15 protein-coding genes are annotated in these 14,743 nt (G+C 68.1%); 5 read left to right on the top strand and 10 right to left on the bottom strand.

From position 1 onward, the window contains the following. Positions 1-30: 30 nt before the first annotated feature. Entirely contained in the window at positions 31-651 is a 621-nt protein-coding gene (locus MTY59_RS12715) for a hypothetical protein (RefSeq protein WP_221045946.1), read from the top strand. Here the strand turns inward: MTY59_RS12715 and MTY59_RS12710 are convergent. The 3 genes from MTY59_RS12710 to purB are packed head-to-tail and all read right to left on the bottom strand — an operon-like array spanning position 616 to position 4,306. Then, positions 616-1,638, bottom strand: a complete 1,023-nt coding sequence (locus MTY59_RS12710; protein ID WP_221045945.1) for a tellurite resistance/C4-dicarboxylate transporter family protein — start codon at positions 1,636-1,638, stop codon at positions 616-618. The two genes, MTY59_RS12715 and MTY59_RS12710, sit on opposite strands and share 36 nt — an antisense overlap. Continuing rightward, complete coding sequence (locus tag MTY59_RS12705; protein WP_221045944.1) at positions 1,635-2,891, bottom strand: cytochrome P450; 1,257 nt, start codon at positions 2,889-2,891, stop codon at positions 1,635-1,637. Before MTY59_RS12705 ends, MTY59_RS12710 begins: the two co-directional genes overlap by 4 nt. Beyond that, on the bottom strand, positions 2,888-4,306 hold the full coding sequence (gene purB, locus MTY59_RS12700) for an adenylosuccinate lyase (protein ID WP_221045943.1): 1,419 nt from the start codon (positions 4,304-4,306) through the stop codon (positions 2,888-2,890). Before purB ends, MTY59_RS12705 begins: the two co-directional genes overlap by 4 nt. 49 nt (positions 4,307-4,355) lie before the next feature. Between purB and MTY59_RS12695 the strand changes: the two genes are divergently transcribed. Beyond that, complete coding sequence (locus tag MTY59_RS12695) at positions 4,356-5,102, top strand: DUF429 domain-containing protein (protein ID WP_221045942.1); 747 nt, start codon at positions 4,356-4,358, stop codon at positions 5,100-5,102. A gap of 7 nt (positions 5,103-5,109) precedes the next feature. On the opposite strand, the gene MTY59_RS12690 is transcribed toward MTY59_RS12695, so the two are convergent. Further along, on the bottom strand, positions 5,110-5,727 hold the full coding sequence (locus MTY59_RS12690) for a TetR/AcrR family transcriptional regulator (protein ID WP_415822476.1): 618 nt from the start codon (positions 5,725-5,727) through the stop codon (positions 5,110-5,112). A gap of 61 nt (positions 5,728-5,788) precedes the next feature. On the opposite strand from MTY59_RS12690, the gene MTY59_RS12685 reads away from it, so the two are divergent. Next, entirely contained in the window at positions 5,789-6,706 is a 918-nt protein-coding gene (locus tag MTY59_RS12685; protein WP_221046410.1) for an alpha/beta hydrolase-fold protein, read from the top strand. Positions 6,707-6,724: 18 nt separating this feature from the next. Then, positions 6,725-8,308, top strand: coding sequence for a gamma-glutamyltransferase family protein (locus MTY59_RS12680; protein ID WP_221045940.1), 1,584 nt, complete (start codon positions 6,725-6,727; stop codon positions 8,306-8,308). On the opposite strand, the gene purD is transcribed toward MTY59_RS12680, so the two are convergent. Continuing rightward, positions 8,305-9,573, bottom strand: coding sequence for a phosphoribosylamine--glycine ligase (gene purD, locus MTY59_RS12675; protein WP_221045939.1), 1,269 nt, complete (start codon positions 9,571-9,573; stop codon positions 8,305-8,307). The two genes, MTY59_RS12680 and purD, sit on opposite strands and share 4 nt — an antisense overlap. A gap of 50 nt (positions 9,574-9,623) precedes the next feature. Then, on the bottom strand, positions 9,624-10,031 hold the full coding sequence (locus tag MTY59_RS12670) for a MarR family winged helix-turn-helix transcriptional regulator (protein ID WP_221045938.1): 408 nt from the start codon (positions 10,029-10,031) through the stop codon (positions 9,624-9,626). A gap of 74 nt (positions 10,032-10,105) precedes the next feature. Here MTY59_RS12670 and MTY59_RS12665 point away from each other — a divergent pair, with 74 nt between their 5' ends. Then, on the top strand, positions 10,106-11,200 hold the full coding sequence (locus tag MTY59_RS12665) for an aldo/keto reductase (RefSeq protein ID WP_221045937.1): 1,095 nt from the start codon (positions 10,106-10,108) through the stop codon (positions 11,198-11,200). A gap of 10 nt (positions 11,201-11,210) precedes the next feature. Here the strand turns inward: MTY59_RS12665 and MTY59_RS12660 are convergent, their stop codons facing one another. The 4 genes from MTY59_RS12660 to MTY59_RS12645 are packed head-to-tail and all read right to left on the bottom strand — an operon-like array spanning position 11,211 to position 14,742. Next, complete coding sequence (locus MTY59_RS12660; RefSeq protein WP_221045936.1) at positions 11,211-11,639, bottom strand: carboxymuconolactone decarboxylase family protein; 429 nt, start codon at positions 11,637-11,639, stop codon at positions 11,211-11,213. Further along, a complete protein-coding gene (locus MTY59_RS12655) occupies positions 11,639-12,496 on the bottom strand; it encodes an NAD(P)-dependent oxidoreductase (protein ID WP_221045935.1) in 858 nt (285 codons plus the stop codon). Before MTY59_RS12655 ends, MTY59_RS12660 begins: the two co-directional genes overlap by 1 nt. Continuing rightward, positions 12,493-13,242 (bottom strand): SDR family oxidoreductase, encoded by a 750-nt coding sequence (locus MTY59_RS12650; RefSeq protein ID WP_221045934.1) that lies wholly within the window; start codon positions 13,240-13,242, stop codon positions 12,493-12,495. Before MTY59_RS12650 ends, MTY59_RS12655 begins: the two co-directional genes overlap by 4 nt. Before the next feature lie 30 nt (positions 13,243-13,272). Further along, entirely contained in the window at positions 13,273-14,742 is a 1,470-nt protein-coding gene (locus MTY59_RS12645; RefSeq protein WP_221045933.1) for an aldehyde dehydrogenase, read from the bottom strand. Position 14,743: the final 1 nt, after the last annotated feature.

Genomic DNA, 14,743 nt, shown 5'->3' with positions numbered 1-14,743 from the left:
GCAAACGCGGTTTGTGCTGGGATCGGGGCTATGACACTGCGGTTTCTGCCCTACTCCACCAGGCCCGGCCGGCTGGCCGTCCAGCTGTTCAGCGACTTGGCCGTCGTCATCTGGACAGTGCTCTGGCTGCTCGTCGGGCTGGCCGTCTACGACGCCATCGCCACCATCGCCGACGCGGGTCGGCAGGTGGAGAGCGGCGCGAAGGGAATCGCCGGCAACCTCGAGTCCGCCGGCCACGGCGCCCAGCACATCCCGGTGGTGGGTGACACGGTCAGCAAGCCGCTCAACTCCGCCAGCCACGCCGCGCTGGACATCGCCGGCGCGGGCCACGATCTGGACAGCGCGGCAAGCTGGCTCGCGGTGCTGCTGGCGATGGCCGTCGTTGCGGTCCCGATCCTCATCGCGGCGCTGCCCTGGTTTTTTCTGCGACTGCGATTCTTTCGGCGCAAGTTGACGGTGACCGCACTGGCTGCGACCCCGGGTGGTGCGCAATTGCTTGCGCTACGCGCGCTGACGAACCGCCCGCCCCGGAAGTTGATCGCCGTCAGCGCGGATCCGGTCGGTGGGTGGCGCCGTGAGGATCCGGCCACCATCTGGGCACTGGTCGCGCTCGAACTACGGTCGGCCGGAATCGCGCTGCGCGGGAGCTAGCAGCAGCGCCCGCGCCACCAGCAGCAGGCCTGCGACGACCACAATGAGCCAGGCGGCCAACGCATCCCAGAAGAAGACCAGCGAAACGGTGAGCAGCGGATGCCGGCCGAGCTCGACCGCCATGGCGAAGCTGGCCGCGGAGTACATGCCCAGCGGAAACACGAACGCCCACCACACACCGGTGAATTGCAGCATGTTCGGATGACGCCTGATGCGGTGCAGCGCAAAGTAGATCAGCGGCGGTATCCACAGGGTGGCCGTCACCCAGGTCACGATGCTGAGCGCGCGCACCGGACCGGCCAGCCAGGCGGGAGCCACGGCGTGGATGTTGTCGCCGGCCAGCGTCGCAATCGCCATGCCGCCCATCAGGATCCCGGTGTCGGGTTCGAAGCCGTCGCGGTCCTGGCGTTCGTTGACGACACGCCAGAGGGTCAGCCACGTCATCAGGCCGTAGATGCACAGCGCCGCCACCCACCCGGCCACGGCCACCGCCAACCACCAGTGATGGCCGGTCTGTCGTGCCGCCCGGGCGATCACAATCGCCAAGCCGGAGGTGCCCACGCTGCCCAACTGCCAGGGGCCGTGGGCACGGTCGCGCAGCTCTGTCCAACGGTGCGCCAACATGTTTCGCGCGCTGAACAGGATCAGCACCAACCAGGACGCCAGGCCCACCGCACCGAGCACCCGCGCCACCCACACGTTGGATGACAAGCGGGTGTCGATTACCGCGCAGGCGGCGACGAAAGTGATCAGGCGCAGGGTGACGTCGGGATCGTTCAGATCCCACCCCAACTTCTGGCCGGGGATGGCGAGCTTCGCGACGACCAGGGCAGCCAGAAACAGAAGCCCGACAGTGGCGATGACACCCATCGTGTCGCTGATCATCCGGTACCCGTGATCGTGCGCGCCGATCGACAAGATTCCCGTCGCCATCACCGCGGCGAACACATCGGGTGAGGGCTCGACATCGGCGAACCTGATCGTCACGGTTGTTCGTGTAGCTCCACGACGAGGTGCCGAATGCCGGTGTGCCGATTGCTGCGGGCCCATTCGACCGGCCGGACGACTTGGACCCCGCCGAACCGGGACAGCAGCTCTTCGGACAAGACCCGTAGCTCCAGCCGGGCCAGGTTGGCGCCCAGGCAATAATGCACACCCTGGCCGAAGCCCAGATGCGGGTTGGGCTTTCGGACGATATCGAACTCGTCGGCGTTCTCGAACACGCCGGGGTCGCGATTCGCCGAGCCTTCCCAAATCTGTATCTTCTGTCCGGCCTCGATCGGCTGCCCGCCCAGCGTGGCGTCGCGGGTGGCGGTGCGGCGTTTGGATGGCGACGGCGACGTCCACCGCACCATCTCCTCGACGGCCGTGGGCAGCTCCTCGAGATCGCCACGCAGTGACCGCAATTGGTGCGGATGGTCGGCCAGCGCCAGCAGGCCGCCCGCGACGGCGTTGCGGGTGGTCTCCGCGCCCGCGCTGAACAACAGGCTGAAGAACAGGTACAGCTCGAGGTCGGACAGGGTCGATCCGTCGTCGCCACCAGAGCCGTCCAGCATCGCGTTCGCCACGACCGACAACATGTCGTCGGTCGGGTTCTCCCGCTTGGCCGCGATCAGCTGCTGACCGTACTCATACATCCGCGACCCGGCCTCTTCGACAGAGAGCTGCGACAGGGCCGCCTTGCGCGAGCCGCCGAAATCGAACTGCGGCTCGATCGCCTCGAACAGCCAATGCCGTTCGGATTCAGGAACTCCCAGCAGGATGCAGATCATCTGCATCGGCAATTCGGCCGCGATGTCGACCAGGAAGTCGAACGGCTCGCCCGGCACCACCGCGTCCAGCAGCCGGCGTGCCCTGGCCCGCAGGTCGTCCTCGACCAGCCGGATCATCCGCGGCGTCAGCCCGGAGCTGACCAGCCGCCGGATCTGCGAATGCCGCGGATCGTCCATCATGTTGAGCACCTGGCCCGCGATCGCCAGGTCCTGCAACAGCGTGCCGCCATACGGACGGGGGCCACCGGTCACCGATGAGTACGTCACCGGATCCTTGAGCACCTCAAGGGTTTCCGCGTAGGTGGCCACCGACCAGAACCCTTCGCCGTCCGGGGTGTTGTCGGTCGGTGCATGCCAGTAGACCGGCGCCTCACGGCGATGGATCGCGAACAGATCGTGCGGAAATCCGTTGGCGAAGTTGTCCAGATCGGTGAAGTCGATCTCCGCGAGTGCGCCGGCCAGCGTCACAGGATCGCACCCGGGGCGTACTTGGCCGCGTCCGGATAGCGGTTCACCAGCGCGTCCACCTGCGCCGCCACCTCGTCCACCTGGTCACCGGCGGCGCCGGTGAACGCCTTCTTGTCGGCGAGCGCGGCGTCCAGCGCCGCCCGGTCCAGCGGCAACCGCTCGTCGGCCGCCAGCCGCTCCAGCAGGTCGGGCTCGGCGCCGTGTTCGCGCATGGCCAGCGCGGTGGCCACCGCGTGTTCGCGAATCACGTGGTGCGCGGCCTCGCGCCCGACGCCGGCGCGCACCGCGGCGATCAACACCTTGGTGGTGGCCAGGAACGGCAGGTAGCGGTCCAGCTCGCGACCGATCACCGCCGGATAGGCGCCGAACTCGTCGAGCACCGTCAGGAACGTCTCGATCTGCCCGTCGATGGCAAAGAAGCTGTCGGGCAACGCGACTCGGCGCACCACCGAACAGAACACGTCGCCCTCGTTCCACTGCGCTCCCGCCAGTTCGGCGGCCATCGAGGCGTAACCGCGCAGCACAACCTGCAACCCGTTGACCCGTTCGCAGCTGCGCGTGTTCATCTTGTGCGGCATGGCAGAGGAGCCCACCTGTCCGGGCGCGAATCCCTCGGTGACCAGTTCATGCCCGGCCATCAGCCGGATGGTGTGTGCCAGCGACGACGGCCCGGCGCCCAGTTGCACCAGCGCCGAAAGCACGTCGTGGTCCAGCGAGCGCGGATACACCTGCCCGACGCTGGTCAATACCGTTGCGAATCCCAGGAATTCGGCGACGCGCCGCTCGAGATCGGCGAGCTTGGCCGCGTCACCGTCCAGCAGGTCGAGCATGTCCTGCGAGGTGCCCATCGGGCCTTTGATGCCGCGCAGCGGGTAGCGGTCGATCAGCTCCCGCAGCCTGGTCAACGCGATCAGCGTTTCCTGGGCCGCCGAGGCGAACCTCTTGCCCAAGGTGGTGGCCTGCGCGGCGACGTTGTGGCTGCGTCCGGCCATCACCAGGTCGCGGTAGGACACGGCCCGCTCGGCGAGTCGCGCGGCGACCGCGACACCGTGACCGAAGACCAGTTCGAGCGAGCGCCGGATCTGCAGTTGCTCGACGTTCTCGGTCAGGTCGCGACTGGTCATGCCCTTGTGCACGTGTTCGTGACCGGCCAGCGCGTTGAATTCCTCGATGCGGGCCTTGACGTCGTGGCGCAGCACCCGTTCGCGGTCCGCGATCGACGCCAGGTCGACGTCCTCGATCACCCGCTCGTAGTCGGCGATGGCTTCGGAAGGCACCGGTACGCCCAGTTCCGCCTGCGCGCGCAGCACCGCCAGCCACAGCCGCCGCTCGGCGACGACCTTGGCCTCCGGCGACCAGATCGCGACCATCTCGGGGCTGGCGTACCGGGTGGCCAGCACATTCGGAATGCTCACTTGGTCCTCACGAACACACAGCTTACGGTCGCGGTCATAGCCTGTGCGGATGTACTTCGCCGGCGTCGACCTCGCCTGGGCGGGCCGTAACCCGACCGGTGTCGCCGTCATCGACTCGGGTGGCGCTCTGGTGAGCACGTGCGCGGTCCGCGACGACGACGAGATCCTGGGCGCGTTGCGCCCCTATGTGCGGGGCGACTGCCTGGTCGCCTTCGATGCGCCCCTGGTGGTGACCAACCCGACCGGCCAGCGTCCCGCCGAGACCGCGCTCAACCGTGATTTCCGCAGGTACGAGGCGGGTGCCCACCCCTGCAACACCGGAAAGCCCGAGTTCGCCGAGGGCCCGCGGGCGGGTCGGCTGGCCGCGGCGCTGGGCCTGGATCTGGATCCGCGATCGCAGGCCGTCCGGCGCGCCATCGAGGTCTACCCGCACGCGGCGACCGTCGCGCTGTTCCGCCTGGAGCGGACCCTGAAATATAAGGCGAAGCCCGGGCGCACCGTGGACGGGCTCAAATCCGAGCTGTTGCTGCTGATGGACGGGGTCGAGCGGCTGGCGCAGGCCCCGGTGCCGCTTCGGGTAGCCGGGCACGCCGGCTGGGTCGCGCTGCGCCGGGCCGTCGCGGCCGCGCAGCGCAAAAGCGAGCTGCGCCGGGCGGAGGATCCGGTCGACGCCGTGGTCTGCGCTTATGTGGCGTTGTACGCGCAGCGCAGCCCCGCGAACGTGACGATCTACGGCGACCTGGACACCGGGTACATCGTGACGCCGTCACTTCCGGCGGAACCGGTCCGCGCGTAGCGGTCGGTCAGATCTGCACGGGCCGCTTGTCGATGGGGGCGAGCACCTCGATGAGGTCGACCACCGCACCTTGCGCCGCCGCGCGCGGATCCCGGCCCTCCACCAGGGCCGACACCACCGAACCGTCGACCGCGCAGATCAACGTGCACACCAGTTCGATGTGCACCGAGCGGCCCGAGCGCTCGATGGCCTCGGCGATCGCCTCGGCGCGCTGGCGCAGGCTGCGACGCATGGTCTCGCGCAGCGCGGGCAACCTGGTGCACGCGATGTGCCGCTCGTATCGCGAGATCAGCTGGTCGGTGCGGCCCGGGCCGGCCACGTCGCCCACGAGCAGATCGGCCAGCACCTCGGCGATGGTCTCCGGTCCCCGGCGCCGCCGCGACAAGCCGCTGACCCGCGACCGCAACTGCGCCACCTCGATCATCGCGATGTGTTCGACGGCGCGTGCGATCAGATCGTCCAGGGAGGAAAAGTAATAAGTGGTGGACGCCAGCGGCAATCCGGCCCGCCGGGCAACCGCCCGGTGCCGCACCGCTTCGAAGCCACCCTCGGACAGCAGCTCGGCGGCGGCGCTGACGAGCGCGTACCGTCGACGTTCTCCTTTTGGAGTAACCGCTGCCGTCACGAGTAGCCATCGTGCCAGCCAAAGTGGTACTGCATTGCCATTTCGGCCAAACGGCCAGGGCATAATGGCCCGCATGCCCGACTTGAGCCGACGCGCCCTGCTCGGCCTCGGCGCCAGCGCGGCCGTGGGGGCGGTGGGCGCCTACGGGCTCGACATCCTGTTAGAGCCCCGCACATCTCACGCGATGCCGGCATCGCCGGCCGCCACCCAGATGCCGTTGGCGCCGCCGCCCAGCCCACCTCGCGACCCGGCTCCCCCGGCGGCGGCCGCGCCGACGATGGTGACCGGTTCCTTCGTCTCCGCCGCGCGCGGCGGGGCGAACACGAACTGGGCCATCGCGCGTCCGCCGGGCCAGACGAAGCCGCTGCGACCCGTGATCGCGCTGCACGGCAAGGGCAGTGACGCGTCCACCGTGATGGCGGGCGGTGTCGAACAGGGTCTGGCGCAGGCCGTCGATGCCGGGCTGCCGCCGTTCGCGGTGGTCGCCGTCGACGGTGGCGGCGGCTATTGGCACAAGCGGGCGTCCGGTGAGGACAGCGGCGCCATGGTGCTCGACGAGCTCCTCCCGATGCTGGGCAACCAGAACCTGGACACCGCACGGGTGGCGTTCCTGGGCTGGTCGATGGGCGGCTACGGCGCATTGCTGCTGGGCGGCCGGCTGGGGCCGGCCCGCACCGCGGCGATCTGCGCGGTGAGCCCGGCACTGTGGACGTCCTCGGGTGCGGCCGCACCGGGAGCCTTCGACGGGCCGGACGACTTCGCGGCCAACTCGGTGTTCGGCATGGCCGCCCTGGCCTCGATCCCCATCCGGATCGATTGCGGCGACAGCGATCCGTTTTACGCCGCGACAAAGCAGTTCATCGCGCAACTGCCCAATCCACCGGCCGGTGGCTTCTCGCCCGGTGGGCACGACGGGGCATTTTGGAGCTCGCAGTTGCCCGCCGAGCTCACCTGGATGGCACCGCTGCTGACGGCCTGACGAGTTACGCTCGCGGAGGTGACCGCACCTTTCGACTGGAACCTCCCCTACGCCTGGCCACGCAAGCCCATCCTGGCGGAAAACGTTGTGTGCACATCGCAACCGCTCGCCGCCCAGGCGGGCCTGCGGATGCTCGCACAGGGCGGCAGCGCGGCGGACGCGGCCGTCGCCACCGCCATCACCCTGACGATCGTGGAGCCCGTGTCCAATGGCATCGGTTCGGACGCCTTCGCCATCGTGTGGGATGGCAAGCAACTGCACGGCCTGAACGCCTCGGGCCGCTCGCCCGCGGCGTGGACCCCGGAATACTTCGGCGGCAAGGGTGTTCCGGTCCTGGGCTGGAATTCGGTGACCGTGCCCGGCGCGGTATCGGCGTGGACCGAACTGCATGCCAAATTCGGCAAGCTGCCGTTCGATCGGCTCTTCGAACCCGCAATATCCTACGGCCGCAACGGCTTTCCGGTCTCGCCGACCGTCGCGGAGCAATGGTCGGCGCAGGTGCCGCTCTTTGAAAGCCAGCCCGGTTTCGCCCCGGCGTTCCTACCCGGCGGGCGGGCGCCGAAACCGGGTGAGCGTTTCAGCTTGCCGGATCATGCCGCGACGCTCGAGACGATAGCCGCGACCAACGGCGAGGCGTTCTACCGTGGGGAACTGGCGGCCAGGCTCGAGGCGCACGCGCTGGACAACGACGGCGCCATGCGGGCCAGCGACCTGGCGGCCCATCGTGCCGACTGGGTGGGCACGGTCGACGGCGGCTACCGCGGATACACGGTGCACGAGATCCCGCCCAACGGGCAGGGCATCGTCGCGCTGATCGCCCTGGGCATACTGCAGCAGTTCGACATGGCATCGCTGCCAGCGGATTCCGCTGACAGCGTGCATCTACAGATCGAAGCGGTGAAGCTGGCGTTCGCCGACGCCCGGGCCTATGTCGGGGACATCGAACACATGGCGCTGGGGCCGGAACGCCTGTTGGACAACGAATACCTGAAGCAGCGTGCGGGACTGATCGACCGCGGACGGGCCAAGCCCGCATCCGCCGGCGCCCCGGCGGGCGGAACCGTCTACCTCACCGCGGCCGACGCCGCGGGGATGATGGTGTCGATGATCCAGTCGAACTACATGGGGTTCGGTTCGGGCGTGGTGGTCCCGGGCACCGGGGTCTCCCTGCATAACCGGGGAGCGAATTTCGTTGCCAATCCTGGACATCCGAACACCGTGGCCCCGAACAAGCGTCCCTACCACACCATCATCCCGGGTTTTGTGACCAAAGACGGCGCATCGGTCATGAGCTTCGGGGTGATGGGCGGAATGATGCAGCCCCAGGGTCACGTGCAGCTGATGGTGCGCATCGCCGACCACCGGCAGAATCCGCAGGCGGCATGTGACGGCCCGCGGTTCCGGTGGGTCGAGGGTATGCAAGTCAGCTGCGAAAAGGGCTTCCCGGATTCGACGCTGGACGAATTGCGCCGCCGCGGACACGATCTGGTTGCCGTCGACGACTACAACCAATTCGGCAGCTGCCAGGCGATCTGGCGTCTCGAGGACGGCTACTTCGCGGCCAGCGATCCGCGCCGGGACGGTCAGGCCGCCGCCTTCTAGACGCGGATCTTCCCGTCGGCCGCCAGTTGCGCGATGTCGCTGCGGAAATGGCTGCCCGGCAGGCGAATTGAACGCACGACCTGATAGGCCCGGGCCCGGGCGGCCGTCAGGTCGGCGCCCATGCCCACCACCGACAGCACCCGCCCACCCGACGAGACGATCTCGCCGTCATCGCGCCGCGCCGTTCCGGCGTGCAGCACCCCGTCGGCTTCCGAGCCGACGATGACGTCTCCCACGCGCGGGCGTCCGGGGTAGCTCTCCGCCGCCAGCACCACCGTCACGGCCGCGCCGTCGTGCCAGCGCAGCTCGCCGAAGTCCGCCAACGTGCCGCTGGCCGCCGCGTACAACAGCTGGCCCAGCGGCGATTCCAGCAGCGCCAGCACCGCCTGCGTCTCGGGATCGCCGAAGCGGCAATTGAATTCGACCACCGCGGGCCCGTTCGCGGTGATCGCGAGTCCGGCATACAGCAGTCCACTGAACGAGCTGTCCCGCGCAACCATCTCGGCCGCAACGGGTTCGACGATGTTGCTGACCACGTCGCGATACACCTCGTCGGGAAGCCACGGGACCGGCGCGTAGGCGCCCATGCCGCCGGTGTTGGGCCCGCTGTCGCCGTCGCCGACGCGCTTGAAGTCCTGTGCCGGCAGCAGCGGCACCACGGTTGCGCCGTCGACGACGCAGAACAGCGACACCTCCGGGCCGTCCAGGTAGGACTCCAACAACACCGGGTGCCCCGCCTCGAGCAGCCCGGCGGCGTGCGCGCGTGCGACAGCGCGATCCGCGGTCACCACGACGCCCTTACCGGCGGCCAGGCGGTCGTCCTTCACCACCCAGGCCGCATTCCCCGCCGGCGGGCCGAACCGGTCCAGGGCGGCGTCTAAATGTGCGGGGCTATCGACGATTTCAGTGGTCGCGGTGCGCACGCCGGCCGCGGCCATGACCTCTTTGGCGAAAGCCTTGGAGCCTTCGATGCGGGCGGCGTCCTTGCTGGGCCCGAAGCAGGCGATGCCCGCGGCCCGCACCCCGTCGGCCACCCCGAGGACCAGCGGGACCTCGGGACCGATGACCACCAGGTCGGCGCGAACCTCGCGCGCCAGGGCGACGACGTCGTCGGTCGAGGTGACATCGACGTCGTGCTGGTCGGCCAGCCGCGCGGTGCCGGCGTTGCCGGGAGCGATCGCCAGCCCCGTGACCTCGGGGTCTTTGCGAAGCGCCAGCAGCAACGCATGTTCACGGGCACCGGAACCGATCACCAGGACGCGCACGACACGTCAGACTAGCCCGGTCAAACGGCCCACGCCCACCGTCCCCGGATTCAGACGATTTTCTCCAGCAGCGCCGTGAGGTCGTTGCGCTGCGCGACGGTGAGGCGGCCGAGGCGCTTGTCGAACTCGTCGGAGAGCAGGGTCAGGCCCTTCCTGGCGGCCTGGCGTCCGGCCGCGGTGAGCAGCAGCCGGTGCCGCCGCAGATCGCACGGGTCGATCTCGCGGCGCACGAACCCCGCGGCCTCGAGCCGCTTCAGGTACAGCGTCACCGTCGCTTTGGGCATGCTCAGCGTCGCGGCCAGTTCGGCCGGATAGGGATGCTCGTCGATCTCGGCGAGCAGAAACAGTTCCTTGGACTCGAGGCCCAGCGCGCAGATATCGGCCTCGGCGCACGCGATGACCGAGAGCAGCACCCGGTAGTTCAGTGACCAGATCTTGGCCGCGTCGACTGCAGACATTCGACTTGCCAGATCGTTCAGCTATGAACTAGTTTTGTTATGAACAAACTCATAGCCGAACAATCTACCAGGGAGTGGGCCTCATGCCGCTGGATCAATACGTGACACTCGGGCGATCCGGTCTGCGGGTCAGCCCCCTGTGCCTGGGCGCGATGACGTTCGGCGAAGACCTCGGCTGGGGCACCAGCGTGGAAGAGTCCCAGCAGATCATCGATCGATACCTCGAGCTCGGCGGTAACTTCATCGACACCGCCAACTTCTACACCCGGAGCCATTCCGAGAAGATCATCGGCGACCACATCGGGCGCCACCCCGCGCGCCGCGATCGCCTGGCGATCGCGACCAAGTTCAGCGGCAACCTGTATCCGGGTGATCCCAACGGCGGCGGGTCGGGCCGCAAGTCACTGATCAATGCCTGCGAAAACTCGTTGCGGCGCTTGCAAACCGACTACATCGACCTGTACTGGCTGCACATCTGGGACTCCAACACCCCCATCGAGGAGACCATGGCCGCGCTCGAGGACCTGGTGCGGGCCGGCAAGGTGCGCTACGTCGGCGTTTCGGACACCCCGGCGTGGAAGATCGCCCAGGCCAACCTCATCGCCGACTTCCGCGGCTGGTCGTCGTTCGTCGGGCTGCAGGTCGAGTACTCGCTGCTGGAACGCGCCATCGAACAGGACCTCGTGCCGATGGCCGCCGAATTCGGGCTCGGCATCACACCCTGGTCACCGTTGAAGAGCGGCGTCCTCAGCGGCAAGTACACCCGCTCCAACAGCGGCCGGCACACCGCCGACCGCGGCGCCATGGTCGATGCCTTCCTCAACGAGGAGACCTACGCCGTCATCGACGAACTCGAGGCCATCGCCAAGGCGCACGAAACCAACGTCGCCAGCGTGGCGCTGGCCTGGGTGCGCGCGCAGCGCGCCGTCTCGTCCGTCATCATCGGGGCGCGCCGGCTCTCCCAGCTCGAGGACAACGTACGGGCCGTCGACGTGAATCTGAGCGCCGACGAGCTGGCCCGGCTCGACGCGCTGACCAAACCGAAGTTCGGATTCCCGCATAACATGCTGGAACTGGCGCCCGGCATCATCAACGGCGGAACGACGATCAATGGGATCACCGGGCCGATCTCCGAGTACGTGATGCCCGAAGGCGTTCAGCCGTACTGAGATTGGTGGGTTATTCGCCCGAGTGCATCTTCAAAGCGGCGTCCACGTTGGCCTTCTTGTCCTCAGCGGAACCCTTTGCCGCGGCCTTCTTGCGCTTGGCGACGACGGCATCGACCGCGCCGTTGAGCGCCGAACCCAGCGGGAAGCCCAGGTAGTGGGTGAGGAAGACGGCCATCTCCTTCAGCTCGGTCTCGGTGAGCTCGCCGTTGAGAAGTGCGGCGTTGATTTGGATTTCGGCCAGGTCGCGGTTTCCGATCGCGGTCACCGCCGTCAGCGTCATGATGCGCTTGTCGCGCATCGATAATCCCGGTCGCGTCCAGATGCTGCCGAACAGGTGGTCGACGGTGAGGTCGAAGTACGCGTCGCCTTCGATGTTGGGCATCTCCCAGCCGTAGACCTCGTTCATCTTCGCGAGACCCTTGCTGCGCAGCTCGTCCATCACGCCTCTTTCTCTGTGTGCGGAACCCCGAGGCCGGCGGCCAACTTCTGGTAGGCCAGCTGGGCGAGCGGCAGGTCGACCGACACCGCGTCGCCGAGGGCCAGCGCCAGGCTCAAGTCCTTCTCCCCCAGGCCGCGGGCGTGCACGAAGGACTCGTACAAAAAGTTGTCCGGTTCAATGTCTTTCATGTTGTCTCGGACCATGATCGCCCCCGGGCCGCTGGTGAGCGCGTCGGTGTGGCGGACCACCCGGCCCAGGGTCTGCAGATCCAGCCCGGCCGCCTCGGCCAGCTTCATCGCCTCGCACGCCGCGGCGTACGAGGTGAACGTCAACATGTTGCGCGCCAGCTTCATCCGGGTACCCGCGCCCGGCTCGCCCGCGTGGACGACCATCGCCGCCCAGTGTTTGAACGCCGGCTTGATCTTCTCGTAGACCGCTCGCTCGGCACCCACCATGGTGGCGAGCTCGCCCTTCGCCGCCGCGGCGGCCCCGCCGCTGACGGGCGCGTCGACGATGTGGATGCCGCGCGGTTTGTGTTCGGCCGCGAGCTCGACCGCCGTGGTGTCGCTGATGGTCGAGTGGATCGCGATGACGGTGCCGGGCTTCGCGTGGGCCGCCAGCTCGCCGACAACTTCACGCACCTGGGCGTCGTTGAGCACGGTGATGTGGATGATATCGGCGGCGGCGACGTCGGCGACGCTGTCGGCCAGGCTGGCGCCTTTTTCGACCAGCGGGGTCATCGCCTCGGTGCGGATATCGTAAACCGTTACTCCGCCGGGCCATTCGGTCATCTTCGTGGCCATCGGCGCGCCCATGTTGCCCAGCCCGATGTAGCCGAGCTTCAGATCGTCAGTCATGATCGGATTATCTGCCCGCCGTCAACGTTGAAGATCTGTCCGGTGATCCACGACGCCTCGTCGGAGAGCAGGAACAAGCACATGCCGACCAGATCCGCAGGCGTTCCCATCCGCGACAGCGGCAGACCCTTGACGATGTCGTCGACCATCTCTTTGGGGGTGGTGGTCCGGTTGGCCTCGGTGTCGATGGGTCCGGGGGCGATCGCATTGATCCGGATATTCTGGCCACCCAGTTCGCGGGAGAGTTGTTGCGTCAGGCCGTTGAGCCCGACCTTGGCCAGGCCGTAGTAGTTCGCGTAAAGCCATGCGGCGGTGGATGACTGGTTGACGATCGCTCCGCCGCCACGCTTGGCCATCTTCTTGTACACCGCACGGGTGCACCACAGCGCGCCATCCAGGTTCACGCTCATGAACCTGCGGTAGTACTCCGGGTCGATGGTAAGCAGGAAGTCGAGCTTCATGCCGCCGAAGATTGCCGCGTTGTTGACCAGGTAGTCGATGCCCCCGAACTCGGCCAGCGTGCGGTCGGCCATCTCCTTGGCCGACGCAGGGTCGGACACGTCGACCGGGATGCTGATGGCGGTGCCGCCGTCGGCGACGATCTGCTTGGCGACCGCGTCGGCGGCCTCGGCGTTGATGTCGGCGACCACCACCGCCGCGCCCTCGCGGGCCAGCGCCTCGGCGTAGGCCTGCCCGATGCCGCCACCGGATCCGGTGACGATGCCGACTTTATCCTCGAATCGCATGGCTTCCTCTCGGTGGCCTAATTGGCGCGGTCACTGCACAGCCGTGGCGATGGTTTTGATTTCCAGGTACTCCTCGAAGCCGGCCACGCCCATTTCGCGCCCGTTGCCGGATTGCTTGTATCCGCCGAACGGCGCGTCGGCGGAGTACCAGACACCGCCGTTGACGTTGACGGTGCCCACCCGCATCCGCGCGGCGAAGTTGGCCGCACGCTCGGGGTCGGCACTGAACACGGTGCCCGACAACCCATATGGCGAGTCGTTGGCGATGCGCAGCGCGTCGCCTTCGCCGTCGTAGGCGATCACGGTGAGCACCGGCCCGAAGATCTCCTCACGGGCGGGCCGCGCGTCGTTCGTCAGGCCCGCGATGACGGTGGGCTCGATGAAGAAGCCGCGGTCTTTGTCCGCCGGGCGGCCGCCGCCACAGGCGAACGTCCCGCCCTCGGTGATCGCCAGATCGAGGTAGCTCTGCACCCGCTCCCGTTGCCGGGCGGAAATCACTGGCCCGCACACGGTTCCGGAGTCATTGGGGTCACCGGGCTTGATCGAGCCCATGGTGCCCGCAGCGATGGCGACGGCCTCGTCGTAGCGAGCCCGCGGCACCAGCAGCCGGGTCGTGATGGCGCAGCCCTGGCCGGCGTGCATGGCCGCGGTGAACGCCGACATCGAGCACGCGCCGCCCAGGTCGGCATCGTCGAGAACGACGAACGCCGACTTTCCGCCCAGCTCCAGGAACACCCGCTTGATGGTCGCGGCGGCATCGCCCATCACGCTGCGGCCGGTCGCGGTCGACCCGGTGAATGAAACCATGTCCACCCGAGGGTCTTTCGAGAGCAGCGCCCCCACCCGGTGGTCGTTCGACGTGATGATGTTGATCACGCCGGGCGGGAAATCGGTGTGTTCGGCAAGGATTTCGCCGAGCACCGCGGCGCACCAGGGGGTGTCCGGTGCCGGCTTGAGCACCACGGTGTTGCCGGCGGCCAGCGCGGGCCCCAGTTTGGCGAGGTTGATCTGATGCGGGAAGTTCCACGGGGTAATGGCGCCGACGACACCGACGGCTTCCCGCGCGATCGTGCGCCGGGTCGGGATGCCCATCGGCGATGCCTGACCGAGGTCGGAGTTCCACTCGTAGGACTCGGCGGTGTCGGCCGCGAAGCTCAGGTCGCCGACCGGTCCCTCCAACTGGGCGGCCGAGGTGAGCATCCGGGGGGCGCCGACCTCGGCGATGGTGATGTCGCGCAGTTCTTCGATGTGCTCGCGCATCGCGTCGCGCAGCTGTCGTATGCAGCGCACCCGCAATTCGGTGTTGCGGGACCAGTCCGTCTGGTCGAAAGCGCGCCGCGCGGCGTCGATGGCGCGGTCCATGTCGGTGGCGTCGGCGTTGGCGGCGACGCCCAGCACCTCCTCGGTCGCCGGGTTCACCGTGGGGAAGTTGCCGGCGCTGCCGGCCGACAGCTTGCCGTCGATGAAGAGTTCACTCACGCCGTCGGCCAACAAGGCCATC

The sequence above is a fragment of the Mycobacterium senriense genome (genome assembly GCF_019668465.1).
Taxonomy (GTDB): domain Bacteria; phylum Actinomycetota; class Actinomycetes; order Mycobacteriales; family Mycobacteriaceae; genus Mycobacterium; species Mycobacterium senriense.
The sequence above is the reverse complement of the archived record's forward strand: the minus strand, read 5'-3'. Positions and strand labels throughout refer to the sequence as shown.

What these genes read in the sequence shown, in the direction of transcription:
- MTY59_RS12660 (WP_221045936.1), bottom strand. Translation starts at nt 11,639, where the DNA reads ATGGACGAGCTGCGCAGCAAGGGTCTCGCGAAGATGAACGAGGTCTAC.
- MTY59_RS12715 (WP_221045946.1), top strand. Translation starts at nt 31, where the DNA reads ATGACACTGCGGTTTCTGCCCTACTCCACCAGGCCCGGCCGGCTGGCC.
- MTY59_RS12650 (WP_221045934.1), bottom strand. Translation starts at nt 13,242, where the DNA reads ATGCGATTCGAGGATAAAGTCGGCATCGTCACCGGATCCGGTGGCGGC.
- MTY59_RS12670 (WP_221045938.1), bottom strand. Translation starts at nt 10,031, where the DNA reads ATGTCTGCAGTCGACGCGGCCAAGATCTGGTCACTGAACTACCGGGTG.
- MTY59_RS12645 (WP_221045933.1), bottom strand. Translation starts at nt 14,742, where the DNA reads ATGGCCTTGTTGGCCGACGGCGTGAGTGAACTCTTCATCGACGGCAAG.
- MTY59_RS12655 (WP_221045935.1), bottom strand. Translation starts at nt 12,496, where the DNA reads ATGACTGACGATCTGAAGCTCGGCTACATCGGGCTGGGCAACATGGGC.
- MTY59_RS12695 (WP_221045942.1), top strand. Translation starts at nt 4,356, where the DNA reads ATGTACTTCGCCGGCGTCGACCTCGCCTGGGCGGGCCGTAACCCGACC.